Below are 14251 nucleotides of genomic sequence, written 5' to 3'. Positions count from 1 at the left end.
TATAAAAATCAGGGGCCTGTTTCAATGCTGAAACAGGCCCCTGATTTTTATAATTTATCCCGTTGATTGAAATTGCTTTGGGTTTATGCGGGAAAATTCCTAGTTTTTGATCATCTTATAGTAATTTAAAGGATTTACATCCGATCGAACCCAATCCCATAAACCCAAAGGCTATGAAATATTTGTTGTCGTTTTTCTTTTTGTATGCGTTTGTGAGCCTGCTGCCTGCATCAGCTCAGGAGACAGCTCCTCACGAAAATGTGTTGATTAGCCATGAACAGGGTGAAACCCAGGTGAAGGTCAATGAAGACGGAGCTTTAGCGGTCAACGTTTCCCCTGAGGACCTTCGTAAGTTTAAAAGTCAGGGATTTGTCCGCTATAGCGATTTGGGTGCCAAAGGAGATGGCAAATCGGACGATATGGATGCCATTGCTGCCGCTCATGCTCTTGCCAATCAACAAGACCTGCCAGTAAAGGCAGATGAGGGATACAGTTATTACATTAGTGGGAAGCTAAGGACAGCGGTGATACAGACTGACACAGATTTCGGAACGGCCGAATTTATTATAGACGATACCGAAGTGGTGGACCGGACCAAGCACGTTTTTCTGGTGAGTTCAACGCTGAAGCCCTTCGACCTGAAGGGAGTTACTTCACTGAAAAGGGACCAGGACAAAATAAAGGCAGATTTTCCCGGTCCCTGCCTGGTGACAGTGACCGATGCCAATGTCCGGCGCTATATCCGGTACGGGCCGAACCAAAATGACGGTTCCCCGCAGACAGATATATTTATAGTAGACAAGGATGGGAATGTGGATGCAGATGCACCAATCATCTGGGACTTTGATCAGATTACCGAAATTACCGCCCTCCCCATGGACGAGGACCAACTCACCATTAGGGGAGGCAGGTTTACCACAATAGCCAACCAGGATGAATCCAAATACACATATTACAGTCGCGGCATTGCCATCAGAAGATCCAATGTACTGCTGGATGGCCTGGAGCACAGGGTTACCGGGGAGGGAGAGCAGGGCGCTCCCTATGGTGGCTTTCTTAATTTTCGGGATTGTGCTTATGTTACCGTAAAAAACACCGTATTGACCGGTCACAAAACCTATCGCACGATTGGCTCTGCTGGAGTGCCCGTCTCCATGGGCAGTTATGACATATCGTTGAGCCGCTCCCTGAATGTGTCCTTTGAGCACTGCAGCCAGACCAATGACATCAATGACCGCACCTATTGGGGCATTATGGGATCTAATTTTTGCAAGAACCTGATCCTGGATCATTGTACCTTTTCCCGCTTTGATGCCCATATGGGCGTAGCCAACGCTACCGTGAAAAATTCCACCCTTGGACATATGGGTATCAACGCCATTGGCACCGGTACTTTTCTGGTAGAAAATTCTACGCTAAACGGCCGCACCCTGATCAATTTGCGGTCTGATTATGGCAGCACCTGGGAGGGAGAATTTATTATCCGGGATTGTGTATTTATACCTGCAGGGGGCAGCACTACCAGCGCCAGCCTGATAGGCGGCTCCAATTCCGGTCAACACGATTTCGGCTATACGACCTATATGCCAGAGCGCATCGTAATTGAAAACCTGCACATAGACGATTCCAATCATCCGGAGGACTACCAGGGGCCAGCCATTTTTGGCAATTTTAATCCGGCAATGACGGACGATTCCTATGTGGAGAAGTACCCCCACGTGCGTACCAAAGAAGTGATTCTGAAAAATGTAACTACTGAAAGTGGCAAGGATCTTCGCGTTAGCGATAATCCGTATTTATTTGAAGATGTGGAGATCCGGCGCATCGACTAGCCTGTTCGACTTTGTCAAGGGACAGAGAGACCTTTATGATTCATCAGGAATAGCCAGACTAGCCTTTGCCATCTGATCCTTCTTTATATCCGAAAATACCTATTGAAAACCCAATTTATATAGCGGTTAGCAATTGCCGATCCGGAAGAATAGAATTAAAGTGCCTCATTAATAGAATCCTTATTGTCCTCCCTGCGACGAAGTAATCTGAACCGGTTCATAGACCTTATTTGGGAGGCCTTAAGCTGAAGGTACAAACCTACCTGTAGCCAGAAAAAGGAAACGGATCTTATTTTTCGAGTCGCTAATCGATTACGGTTATCAATCCCTTTTCCGTAACCAGCAGGTCTTCCCCCCTGGATTTAAAGTGAATTACTACTGAGTAATTTCCGTTCGGAACCTTTTGGTTATTGACAAAGCCATCCCATAGGCAGATAGAAGGCTGATTTGCCTGGAGGTTTTTGTCCTCACAATAGTAGATCAATTCTCCCCAGCGGTTTTGAATAAATACCGTTATTTCAGCGGTCAGGTTGTTGGGATAAACTACAAAGGGTCGTTGCGGATCTCCGGGGCGAATGGCGGTCGGATACCTTATTAGCGAATCGCAGGCATCTTCCACTTCGAAATCGACTACAAACTCACATCCCTGAGCATCCCGGACCCACAGGCTGTATGTTCCAGGTTGTTGGGGAGAAAATAGGGTACTTGTGCTGAGTATTTGTCCATCCATAAGCCATTCTGCTTCCGTAAAGGACTCCCCGGCATCTATGGTTACCGCCATGTTTTTGGTATCACAAAGGGAGTAAAGTGCCTGCAGCACTGGTGCTACGGAGACAGATTGCGTTACTTCCACCTGTTCCTTTCCTACCATGCAGCCTTGCCGGCTGGTTAACCTCGCTTCGTACAAACCCTCCTCCTGGATGGTAAGTGTGGGGTTTTCGTCGTAATCTGAGAGGTGAACTGGTCCCTGGGATGAAATCAAAAACCATTGGATGCTCAAATCGGGGGCGTCCTCCTGCAAGCTGAGTGTCGTAAACACGTCATCCCTGCAAAAGGGAGCCAGTACCAAATCAATGGATTCCGGCAGAGCGATGCTGGCAGTAAATGATTTTTCCAGGGGGCATAGGATCCCGGAGGGATCGTTGGCGATCATACGGTAAGCGCCCGATTCGGTGAGACCAAATCCCCCCTCGTTGTTTTGAGTTACCCGGTCCCCACTTGGGTCGATGAGTTCATACCTCAGAGCCGCAGGGGCCTCTGGAAAAAATGAATAGGGGTAGCATGCCTCAATAGTTTCAGGTACAGAAAAGTCTACAAAAGCTTTTTGGGCAACAGTATAGCGCCGGGCATTGTTCAGGGTATTGCCTTCCAGGTCAGTTAATTCCAGGCTATATTCGCCCTGAGGCACAGCAATTTTCACACGGGTTAGGTTTTCAAATGACCCTGAGAATTCCTGACCATCCACTTGCCGTATTAGTAGGTAAGTACCTGTCTGAGGGTAGAACTCGGGAAATTGTATTTCTATCATTCCCGAGTTTTCCTCTTCCGATGAACAGCTTTCCGGATAGGAGGCGATTTCGTAATCAAGGAAACCATCGGGAAATATTACCGCCGGTACCTCGACCTGTGCGCCGTCTGTGACATATTCTCCGTCTACCGTATATCCCCATGCATAGGCCTGATTTAGTACAAATCTTCGTTCGATGTCCTCCGGTTTGATGCTATAGGTCGTCGTGAATGTCAGGGAGTCGCCGGCATTCAGGAAAGGGATTGACCAGGAATCCTGGGTCAGCTCATCCCGGACCCGGACGTCTACCAGGTCTAGTTTCCGGGGGTTGGTTACGACAAGGGTATACTGTATGGTATCATTCACCTTGGTGTACTCATCCAGGCTCGCAGATTTTTCGATCTCAATAGTCGGTATAAAGCTACAATCAATCACCGTGATATAAACCGGCACGCGTTCGCTTTCACATTCCACTTCACTGAATTGGCTGACGTAGACCCTATATAACCCTTCCCGAACAGGATCTACCTGGGGGATGCCGTCTAATGGCATGCTTTCCGGGTCATCATCCAGGTAATAATTACGCGTATAGGCCTCGTTTTCACGAACAGGAAAAAATACTGGTTTTGAGAACTGACACACTTCCAGATCAAAAACCGAAGGCTGATGCGCCTTCGAGATGACGTTGACCCACAGGGGAACCCGGGCTCCGGTACAGGATCCGGTAAGCCCCTCCGCTACCCATAGCTGCGTCATTCCACGGGTATAGGTGTCCACTTGATATGCAGAAAGTGGGGAACCTCCTTCTTCCTGAGTAAAAAAATAAACCGACAATCCCTCCCGGCTCGGTGAAATTAAGGTACTCAGATCAACAGGCGGATCACCCTCACAAAAATCGGGAAGTTGGATGGGCCCTAACGTTGACCCACTTTCCTGACCGCTGCACTGCCTGGCCACAAATTCAGCCTGGCCCACTACCGGAACCTCTATGGGTCCATACCTGGCTGCCGCTTCGCATGCTTCCCCCATAAAGCCGGAGGCAAAGGGTACATTGGAATAGGCACTTTGTGAAATGCTTCCCGTACCTGAAAGCTGGCCATCGACCGAAAAGGTGGATTCACAATTGAAATTCGCCCATATAAAACAATCCGTAGTGACCATCAGGGTGAATTCCAGCAGGGCCAACACTTCCTCCGGATCCTCCGGCAGGGGAATCTCTCCGATTTCCCAGACAATAGATCCTGCTACACCCAAATCCGGATCGAACCTGACAATACCATGGTCCCCCGGGAAGGTCTTTGCCTCCTTGAAGGTGGCCGTAAGGGGCAGTGGAACAGTAATGCGGTTGTTACCGGTAGCTTCCGTTCCGAAGTTTTTTAGGCTTAAGGTATAGGTAATTTCCTCTCCGGGTTGCAGGGAGGGAGTTTCCCCTGGAGGGACACCATTGACCTGTTTAATCTGATTGAACACCTGGATTTCAGGTACAAATGCTTCCACGGAGAAAGCAAATGCATAAATCGTGTATTGGTCCTGATTGGTGCCATAGCGAAACCTAAAAGTCGATTGATTATTGGCAATGATGGAATTATTGAGATTGGGGACCTCCCATTGTGCGATATCGGCGCCGGTATTGTGCAATAGCATCGGATTCCTCGGCGTTTCTTCCAGCTCACCTTCCTGGTTTAGTACCGGTGTATAAATAGAGGAATTGAAAAAGTTGGTCGTCGTGGTCAATGGATGACGCAGGTTGTGCCATTGATTCTCCTGATTCATGATTTGAAGGAAATCTCCCTTGATCTGTCGGTCGCCCTCGGCGGTCATTACTCCCAGCTTTAGCTTGACAGGTCCCTGGTCGATGGTTTCAAACCCCTTGATTTCAATTTCGCCGAATTGTTCCTCACCATCCATGGATCTAACATAGGAATAGCCATCAAAAATGCTGATATCCCTCCAATTCATTTTGGAATTTTGATAAACCACCGCCAGGCCCCAGTTGCCGAAAAAGCCGGTATCATTTCCCTTTTCATCTATGGTCGCCAGATCCGCCAGGGTGTACTCCCCCGGACCAAAACCCTTAACCAGATCTGTTACATCTGCATAGCCGACGTAAATGTCCTCCATAGCATAATGAGGATACAAAATCCCATTACCCTGAGCAAAGATATCCAGGTACTCCGCCGCTCCCGGACCCTTAAGCTTTACCTTTCGCTTATCAAAGCTTACCGTATGATCGTATTCCTCATAGTAGCTTCCTGAAGCAGTTAGTTTCACTCCCATATCCTCGTGCGCGTACTCCTCTGCCGGCTTTCCTATTGTTCGGCTTAGTGAATGGATCGAAAATGTAAAGCCCTGATCCGCTACAGTAATGGAATCGAAGCTGGCCGTAGCGGTATGCTCCGATCGGGAAATACTCAGGTTTTCTACCTCCTTCCAGTCGGTATCGCCAATCCGGTACTGCACGGTGGCTGCTGGGTCATTTGTAAACTGCAGTGTAAGTTGTGGGCCACTTTCGTTTAACAAGTAATACCTGGGAAAGATTTCCCCTGCCACATCCTCCCTCAGCTCGTAGCTCAGGTGGTAGGAACTGTAACGGATATCGTCCCCATAATAGGCGATTTGCTCTTCATGGTTGACTTCCGTGGGGACCTTTGCCGTTATCCGTTTCGTCCGGTCAAAGGTAAACCCCTGTCCGACTATCGATTTACCCGTCCAGTACAGACCGGCATATACGATTTCTGAGCAGGCAGGGTCCGCTCCGTTTTCCCGGGAAAACTGTAGCGTGGCAGTAGAGGAGTTGAAGGTTTCCGGATCGTCATCAACGTCAACAAATACCATCTTGTTGAATGAATTGTCTGAGGAAGAGGTGCTATAATTCTCTAAGGTAAGGTTTGTATTTCCGATCATGGTAAAATCCCCTTTTAGGCGGAAGACCTTTCCCTCCGGTGGATTGACCCCTACCCGATGCCTGAAGGGCACACGGTTATCGTTTTGGGCAAATGATAAAAAAGGAGCTACTGTCAACAGGCACAGTACACCGCAGCAGAAAAAGCGGACTTTCTCAAAAAATATCCATTTAAGGCTTTTCATTGAAATCAGAAATAAAAATTTATGCCAAATAAAAAGTGTTAGAAAAGCACCAATTGCTCCTCAGACTAAAAACGCCGTCAATATATAAATTAATTTATTGGGATCCATCAGGGACGCCCACTTTTTTATTTGTTAGGAAGGTTTCCATGAGGACCTCAACGGAGGTGTTGAAACATTAGAAATGCGCTGCCTGCCCCCCGGTCTGGCCCCTTCCGCTACGCAACCCCAGCCTTTCCAGCTCCATCAAATCTTCTGGTAATTTGTGTCCCGTAAAATAAACGCCAAAAAATCCGGCCGCCCAGAATTTGCTATCACCTTCCTCAAATGAAATCAGGATATCCACTCCGGGTTTATCTGTTTGGGTAATTTTGCTTACGAACACTTCTTTTGTCATTCCCAAATTGTAGAGAGATTTTCCGGGGCATACGGAACTGGATGACCAGGGAAGAAAGAATGGTCAATCCACCAATAAGGAAAATGGCGTATCCGATGCCAAATACATCTGCGGTTATTCCTGAAATTACGGCACCAAAGGCATAGCCCAGGTCCCGCCAAAGCCTGAAAGTGCCGATGCTTTCCGCACGTTGTTTCGGGCTGGTAGCCTGAGCAATGGTGGAAAGGAATGTAGGATATACCAGGGCTGTTCCCAGACCCAGAACAGCGGAAAGGGATGCCAGCATGTAGAATTCATGGCTGAAAGGAATGAGCAAAATGGCCAGCCCCTGCAACAGCATGCCCCAAAAAAGCATGTCCTTTTTGGAATAATGATCGGATAACTTACCGGTAAAAAGCTGGCCTATTCCCCATACGGTAGGGTATATCGCCGTGATGATGCCTATATTTTCATTGTCGTAATTCAGGGATACCAGGATAATGGGCAACAAGCCCCAGATCATGCCATCGTTCAGGTTGTTGATCAACCCTGCCTGGCTTACCGAGCTCAGGGTTTTGTTTTTGAAGCTGGTTTCAACAAATACATTTTTCAACTGGGCAGTAGTATCTGTAGCGCTTTCTTTGTGCACAAATGCCCGGGTGTCTTTCACCCACAGGGCAGTCAATATAAAACCGGCAATAGAAATGAAGATACCCAGGTAAAAGGGATAGGGGCTAATGCCATATTGGTTGGCCACATAGCCTGTTAGGAAGGCCACAATCCCTACGGCAAAGTAGCCGGCAAATTCATTCAAGCCCATGGCCAGGCCCCGGTTCTTTTCTCCTACCAGGTCAATTTTCATGACCACGGTGCTGCTCCAGGTCAACCCCTGGCTTATCCCCAGGAGCACATTGGCAAAGATCACCCAATTCCAGCTGCCTGCATAGATCAAAATAAAGGGTATGGGGATGGCCAGTAGCCAACCAAATAGGAGCAGGTTTTTTCTCCCAAAACGGTTGGCTAGCCGGCCCGTATAGTAATTGGCGATAGCCTTGGTAATACCAAAAGCTGTGATAAAGGATAGGATGGCGGTTTTGGAAGCGATACCAAATTCCATCTCGGCAAATTGGGGAATAATGGTTCGCTCCATGCCGATCATGCCCCCGACAAAGGCATTTACAATGAGCAGGATGGTAAATTGTTTCCAGTTTTCTTTTAATCCAAGTTGGACAGCAGCTGTATTCATGGCAATTATTTTATCCTGCAAAGTTCCTTTGTATGCAGGACAAAAAAATTAACAAATGATAAAAAATCAATCAATTACTGCCCGGATCCGGCTGAGGGAGACTTGGGTGATGCCCAGGTAGGAAGCGATGTATTTCAGGGGAATTTTCTGGATAAAATCCGTGGTATCCAATAGCTCAAGGTACCGTTCCTTGGCAGATTTAAACTGGAAGCTCTCCATGCGTTTGAGTGTATTCACGTATTCTTTCTCAAAAATGAGCCGGAATAGCCTTTCCAGGTCGTGGTGTTTGTCGTAAAGTTGAAAGAGTTTTTCGGAATCGATGACCATCATGACCGTTTCATCAATGGCCTGAATTCCTTTCGAGGTGGGATTGCCGGTAAACAGGCTTTCCGCCCTGACAATGATGTCATTTTCAAAAGCAAAATGCTCGGTAATGTCGTTTCCGTCTTTGTAGTAAAAGATACGTGCTCCTCCGGATTTTACAAAGTAAATTGTCCGGCACCTGCTTCCAATTTCCTGGACGATTTCGTTTTTCGAATAGACCTTTTCCCGGATTATTTCCTGCAATGCCTGTTTTGCTTCGGCATTGACCATGTAAACAGTGTCAAAAAAATCGAATGGGTTCATGTTAGGCTTCGTGTAGTGTCTGAGTAAGGTTTCCTTTGGAAAGGGTTCTGCAATATATCAAGGTTTAATTGGCGGTTCGATTTAACGTATGGCCGTTAAGGTAGCAACTCATAACCTGGAAATCAAGCGAGCCGCTCCGCGAAATTTGTAATTTCGTGGCCCTGATGAGGGGGATTTGTAATCCCCGGGAGTGAACGAAAGCAGGATTACAATTCCTGTTCATCTGTCGTCCGAGATTTCAAATTTCGGACAGCGCAGGCCTAAAGACTCGGGAATCCTTTATAAAACAATTCCAACACCCTCAGCACGTATTAATTTCTTTTCAGGTTAATTAACTTTTCTATTTTAAATTAAAATTCCGGTAATTCGTACCTATAAATTTTTATTCATGAAGAAGAAAAAAATTGCCCTGATCATGGGCGGCTATACAGGAGAATCGGTGGTCTCCGAAAAAAGTGCTGCCGTGGTGGCCCAGCACCTGGACCGGGAGCGCTATGAGGTGCATAAAGTGCATATCTATCCGGGCAACTGGTACCTGGAAGATGAGAAAGGGGAAAAATATCCGGTAGACCTGAACGGGTTTACGGTTATGAAAAATGGGAAAGAGCTTGCCTTTGATGGTATTTTTAACATCATACACGGCACTCCGGGAGAAGATGGCAAACTGGCCGGGTATTTTGACATGATTGGTCTGCCCTATACCACCTGCGATGCGCTGACCTCTTCGATTACCATGAACAAGGGGTATACAAAGGCCATTCTGGCCGGTATAGAAGACCTGCACCTGGCCAGATCCATGCAGTTGTTTTCCCATCGCCCCGAAAACGTACAACATGTGCTGAGCCAGTTGCAACTCCCCTATTTCGTCAAGCCCAACAATGGCGGCAGCAGTATCGGGATGTCTAAGGTCAAAAGCGCAGATGAGCTGGAGGAAGCGCTGATCAAGGCATTCAAAGAGGACAAACAGGTGCTTGTGGAAGAATTTGTCACCGGCAGGGAGTTTTCTATCGGCATATACAAAACATCGGGGCAGGTTACCGTATTGCCTGCTACAGAAATAATCAGTTCCCGGGAATTTTTTGACTTTGAAGCGAAGTATATTCCCGGAGTATCAGAAGAGATTACCCCGGGAAGGATGGATGAAAGGGAAGTGGAAAGGGTAAAGCAGATTGCAGAAAAAGCGTACCTCAAACTCAATTGTAAGGGTTCGGTAAGGATGGATTATTTTTTGGAAAAAGATACCGGAAAGTTTTATTTTATCGAGATCAATACCGTACCAGGACAAACTGAAACCAGTTTGATATCCCAGCAAGTCAGGGCCATGGGGATGAGCCTGAAAGATTTTTATACCGACTTGATCGAAGAAATGTGGAGATGAAAAATTGCATGTAGGAACAGATGGACAAGGTCAGAATCAACAAGTATTTGAGTGAAGTAGGCTATTGTTCCCGCCGGGCCGCGGACAAACTTATTGAGGCCGGTAGGGTGACCATCAATGGGCAGGTGCCGGAAATGGGCACCAAAATCAGTCCGGGGGATGAGGTCAGGGTAGATGGCGCGTTGATTTCAACACCAAAAGAAGCGCATGTGTACATTGCTTTTAACAAACCGGTGGGCATCGTGTGCACCACAGATACGGAAGGAGAAAAGGACAATATCATTGATTATATCAAACATCCAAAAAGGATTTTTCACATTGGACGACTGGACAAACCCAGTGAGGGGCTGATCCTGCTCACCAGTGATGGAGATATCGTGAATAAGATTTTAAGGTCCAAAAACAACCATGAGAAAGAGTATCAGGTAAAAGTTCGGCAGCCCATTACGGTGGATTTTATCCGGCAAATGCGTGAGGGGGTTCCTATTTTGGATACGGTAACCAAGAAATGCAAAGTGGCGCAAACCGGGAAATTTACTTTCAGAATTATCCTTACCCAGGGCCTGAACCGGCAGATCCGAAGGATGTGTGATTTTCTGGGCTATGAGGTGCTTGCCCTGAAAAGGACCCGGATCATGCATATCCAACTTGACGTTCCGGTAGGCAAATGGAGAGATCTAAGGCCTAAAGAATTGGAGGAGTTAATTACGCTGGTAGCGGACTCTTCCAAAACCTTCGATTGAAAAGTAATAAAGCTTCAGCCTGGTATTGACCTGAAAGGTTTATGCTATGGAAAACCGTAGGTTGCCTATCGGAAAATCTGAAGGCATATTAAGTTATTCCCACCTAGTAGTTGGTTTTTATCTTTATGCAGAACCAACTTTGCATAAATTGGACTTAAAGCAGATTTTTAACCCTAAACTCCCTTTCTTTTTGTCTCTCTTAAGAAACAAAAAATTCAAGACAAAAAAATCCTTCCCCCCACATACCTCTCGCCTCCCCGGTTTTTTGTCGGCCCACCCGCCTTTCGTACCTAAAGAAGATGTCTCGTTTTAGTTATAAAACTTTCCAATAAAAACTAATTTTTATTCTAATAAGACATTCGAAAAAGGGAATTTTCTTTTTGATTTATCTAAAAATAGCAGACGTTTTTGTTCTTCTGTTATCCTTATCCATTTAAACAGTCTTTCACCTGTTTTAAGCACTGAAAATGTGACAAAAACAAAGTTATTTTTAGAATCTATTTTAAGGAATTTACATTATTAGCTAAGTAAAAATAGTTAATATGTATTTTTTAAACCTTTTTGTTAAATTAATTTTAATTTATAACCCTTTTGTTTACCTTTGACATATCAAACAAAGACAAACGGTCTTGATCTGGTAAAGAAGCTTGCTTCTGTTACCGGGAAATTTGACACGATACTGTAGGATGATGAAACTGGCAGACATGCCCTCCTGTCTCGGGGGTGGAGAGTCCGGAAAAAAGCAAATAGCGAGCTCGTATTTTGCCTAACTGCTCCGTGGAGGTTCGACTCCTTCTCCTACAGCAGGTTATTTTGGGTTTATTGTTAATTGACTAAAGCTATGAAACAGTGTTTCGTGGCTTTTTTCTTGCCCAATAAAACCAAAAGATTAGTCATCTAGAACACCAAGAATGCGCAAATAGCTCAAAGAATTTGGTGCTTCTCTAAATTTTTTTCAACCGGGACCCTATTGTGCCTGCGGTGCCTGAGCCTGTCGGACTGAAATAAACTCAGCCTAAAAAGGCAGCTTGTCGGACTGAAAAAAAATCAGCCTGTCGAAGGCCAATCTCTTTCAAACCAGCCCTTAGGTGGCTGAGCTTCTCAAAGGCCTATATGTTCTTCATTCTCCTTTAAGCCCAGCCTCTTATCAAAAAAAGAGTCTTTTTTCTAACAGCCTGCATATACCCTTTTCTTTGTGATTACATTTTTCGCAAAAGCGTTAAGGCTTTCTTTTTTCCATTCCAGAGCAAAAATTTTAAAAAGATTCGTAACTTAAAACCACCAGTAAATGGTCCAGGGCTTTGGGTAACTAGATTTTTGAATTCCATGCGATTAATTGTCATAGTGCTCTTATTTATTCCAGCAATGACTCAGGGGCAGACGGTCTGCACTTTAGAGAGCAGAGACATTCTTGAAGCTTCCTTCAGTGAGCTTTCACAAACAGAATATTCAAAAATGTCCATGAATGATTTGATTCTCAACATAGGCAGGCGCTTTATGCATACACCCTACGTGGAGAAAACCCTGGAATTGCCAGGTGAAGAAAAATTAGTGATAGATGTGTTGGGCCTGGACTGCACCACGTTTTTGGAGACTGTTGTTACCCTGGCCAGGCTTGTCAAACAAGAACGCCTGTCATTTGAGAATTATGAGCAGGAACTTGAATTTGTAAGGTACCGGGACGGTATCAGGAAGGGCTATACTTCCCGATTGCATTATTTCTCAGACTGGCTATATCAAAACCAGCTGAAAGGGATTTTAAAGGATATTACTAAGGACCTGGGAGGCCGGTATTATGAAAATACACCCTCCTTTATGTCAGCCAACCCCCGGTTCTATGTACAGTTGAGCAATCCTGAATTTGTGGTCCAGATAAAAGCTACCGAAGAAGAGATCAAATTGAGAAAATATTTTTTTGTTCCCAAGGAGGAATTGAACAGGCATGTGGATAAAATCAAGCCCGGAGATCTGATTGCCATCACTACAAGTATGAAAAACCTGGATATCGTGCATGTCGGTTTTGCCATTGAACAAAATGGACAGATTCATTTATTGCATGCAGGTACCCGGTCCGGGCAGGTAGAGATTTCTGAAAATACTTTGAGTGACTATTTGAATGGCAATAAATCTCAGTCAGGGATTATGGTGGGTAGGTTAGTGGCTCCCTGAGCCCACCCCTATTTGCGTATTAATATTGGTCTTTTTTTTTTAATTTCTTAAGGAGTTATGCTTAAAAAAAAACAATTCCAATTAGGTCATCGCCAGGGTGCAAATCTGGTATTTGGCCGAAGGGATCAAAATCCAGCGGCACTCACGGCAGCCTGTAGGAATAGGTAAACGCCATTTTGATTTCACTGTCATTTTTCGAAGAACGTACGCCCACGCTCCGGTACGGATGGCTTTCCTGGCATTACCAATGACGAATTTTCTAAATAACAGTAAATCAATTTTTTGAAAAATTTAAACCGTGATCCCGATTTCTGCGTTTTTTAAAAAGTAAATTTTCGCTGTGACAGCAATGCCCGGCTTCGGTAAAGATTTCAAAATAAGTAACAAATAACGAATTTATATTTAAGATGTTATCGAAAAAATCCCCTCCCGACTTTGGTCGGGACAGACTCTGCCTCCTTAAAAAGGGAGATTTTGGTCGCGATCAATTTGGAAATCTGGGCTTAACTTTTCCAAAGTTCTAAACTTTGGAAAAGTTTGGAGTTACAAGTGATTTTCAGTTTTCGTCAAAAATCCCCCTCCCCCCTTAGAACCTTAGATTTGCCTATTTACCGATGACATTTTTGTTAATACTCTGAAAATCAAATTAATAAAAATCACATCGTCATCCCGATTTCTGCGTTTTTTAATATATTAGTTCTACCAATGACGATTAAGTCATAAAATTACATCGGACCCAGGTTTGAAAAAAAAGAATACCACCGATCCCGTAAGGGTATACATGACCTGGTTGCTACTTTCAGTTTTAATATTTGCAACAGAACAATTCTTCCACAAACCTATATTACATATGATTTAACAAAAGGCCATTAAAATTTAAGAAAACATAAAAATAAATAATTTTTATTATTTTAATTTTAAAAAATCAATTCTTTTATTACCTTTGACATATCAAATAAAGACAAACGGTCTTGACCTGGTAAAGAAGCTTGCTTCGGGTACCGGGATATTTGACACAATACTGTAGGATGATGAAACTGGCAGACATGCCCTCCTGTCTCGGGGGTGGAGGTCACAGGAAAAAGCAAATAGCGAGCTCGTATTTTGCCTAACTGCTCCGTGGAGGTTCGACTCCTTCTCCTACAGCAGGTTATTTTGGGTTTATTGTTAATTGACTAAAGCTATGAAACAGTGTTTCGTGGCTTTTTTCTTGCCCAATAAAACCAAAAGATTAGTCATCTAGAACACCAAGAATGCGCAAATAGCTCAAAGAATTTGGTGCTTCTCTA

General features: G+C 45.0%; 8 protein-coding genes. 4 read left to right on the top strand and 4 right to left on the bottom strand.

Translation table 11 applies throughout. The features are described from left to right. Positions 1 to 173: 173 nt before the first annotated feature. Positions 174 to 1832, top strand: coding sequence for a hypothetical protein (locus tag HUJ21_RS01595; protein ID WP_291366768.1), 1659 nt, complete (start codon positions 174 to 176; stop codon positions 1830 to 1832). Positions 1833 to 2136: 304 nt separating this feature from the next. Here the strand turns inward: HUJ21_RS01595 and HUJ21_RS01590 are convergent, their stop codons facing one another. The 4 genes from HUJ21_RS01590 to HUJ21_RS01575 all read right to left on the bottom strand — a co-directional run bounded on the left by HUJ21_RS01590 (position 2137) and on the right by HUJ21_RS01575 (position 8672). Next, entirely contained in the window at positions 2137 to 6426 is a 4290-nt protein-coding gene (locus HUJ21_RS01590; RefSeq protein ID WP_291366766.1) for a hypothetical protein, read from the bottom strand. Between the two features lie 175 nt (positions 6427 to 6601). Beyond that, on the bottom strand, positions 6602 to 6820 hold the full coding sequence (locus HUJ21_RS01585) for a hypothetical protein (RefSeq protein ID WP_291366764.1): 219 nt from the start codon (positions 6818 to 6820) through the stop codon (positions 6602 to 6604). After that, positions 6777 to 8045, bottom strand: a complete 1269-nt coding sequence (locus HUJ21_RS01580) for an MFS transporter (RefSeq protein ID WP_291366762.1) — start codon at positions 8043 to 8045, stop codon at positions 6777 to 6779. Before HUJ21_RS01580 ends, HUJ21_RS01585 begins: the two co-directional genes overlap by 44 nt. A gap of 66 nt (positions 8046 to 8111) precedes the next feature. Continuing rightward, a complete protein-coding gene (locus HUJ21_RS01575; protein ID WP_291366760.1) occupies positions 8112 to 8672 on the bottom strand; it encodes a Crp/Fnr family transcriptional regulator in 561 nt (186 codons plus the stop codon). Positions 8673 to 9060: 388 nt separating this feature from the next. On the opposite strand from HUJ21_RS01575, the gene HUJ21_RS01570 reads away from it, so the two are divergent. The 3 genes from HUJ21_RS01570 to HUJ21_RS01560 all read left to right on the top strand — a co-directional run bounded on the left by HUJ21_RS01570 (position 9061) and on the right by HUJ21_RS01560 (position 12962). After that, on the top strand, positions 9061 to 10050 hold the full coding sequence (locus tag HUJ21_RS01570; RefSeq protein WP_291366758.1) for a D-alanine--D-alanine ligase: 990 nt from the start codon (positions 9061 to 9063) through the stop codon (positions 10048 to 10050). Between the two features lie 20 nt (positions 10051 to 10070). Then, positions 10071 to 10793, top strand: a complete 723-nt coding sequence (rluF, locus tag HUJ21_RS01565; protein WP_291366756.1) for a 23S rRNA pseudouridine(2604) synthase RluF — start codon at positions 10071 to 10073, stop codon at positions 10791 to 10793. A 1326-nt stretch (positions 10794 to 12119) separates the two neighbouring features. After that, positions 12120 to 12962, top strand: coding sequence for an N-acetylmuramoyl-L-alanine amidase-like domain-containing protein (locus HUJ21_RS01560; protein ID WP_291366754.1), 843 nt, complete (start codon positions 12120 to 12122; stop codon positions 12960 to 12962). Positions 12963 to 14251: the final 1289 nt, after the last annotated feature.

Source organism: Cyclobacterium sp. (assembly GCF_014762705.1).
In the GTDB taxonomy this organism is placed as follows: Bacteria; Bacteroidota; Bacteroidia; order Cytophagales; family Cyclobacteriaceae; genus Cyclobacterium.
This window is presented reverse-complemented; position numbering and strand designations above follow the sequence as displayed.

What these genes read in the sequence shown, in the direction of transcription:
- HUJ21_RS01595 (WP_291366768.1), top strand. Translation starts at nt 174, where the DNA reads ATGAAATATTTGTTGTCGTTTTTCTTTTTGTATGCGTTTGTGAGCCTG.
- HUJ21_RS01570 (WP_291366758.1), top strand. Translation starts at nt 9,061, where the DNA reads ATGAAGAAGAAAAAAATTGCCCTGATCATGGGCGGCTATACAGGAGAA.
- HUJ21_RS01590 (WP_291366766.1), bottom strand. Translation starts at nt 6,426, where the DNA reads ATGAAAAGCCTTAAATGGATATTTTTTGAGAAAGTCCGCTTTTTCTGC.
- HUJ21_RS01575 (WP_291366760.1), bottom strand. Translation starts at nt 8,672, where the DNA reads ATGAACCCATTCGATTTTTTTGACACTGTTTACATGGTCAATGCCGAA.
- rluF (WP_291366756.1), top strand. Translation starts at nt 10,071, where the DNA reads ATGGACAAGGTCAGAATCAACAAGTATTTGAGTGAAGTAGGCTATTGT.
- HUJ21_RS01580 (WP_291366762.1), bottom strand. Translation starts at nt 8,045, where the DNA reads ATGAATACAGCTGCTGTCCAACTTGGATTAAAAGAAAACTGGAAACAA.
- HUJ21_RS01560 (WP_291366754.1), top strand. Translation starts at nt 12,120, where the DNA reads ATGCGATTAATTGTCATAGTGCTCTTATTTATTCCAGCAATGACTCAG.
- HUJ21_RS01585 (WP_291366764.1), bottom strand. Translation starts at nt 6,820, where the DNA reads ATGACAAAAGAAGTGTTCGTAAGCAAAATTACCCAAACAGATAAACCC.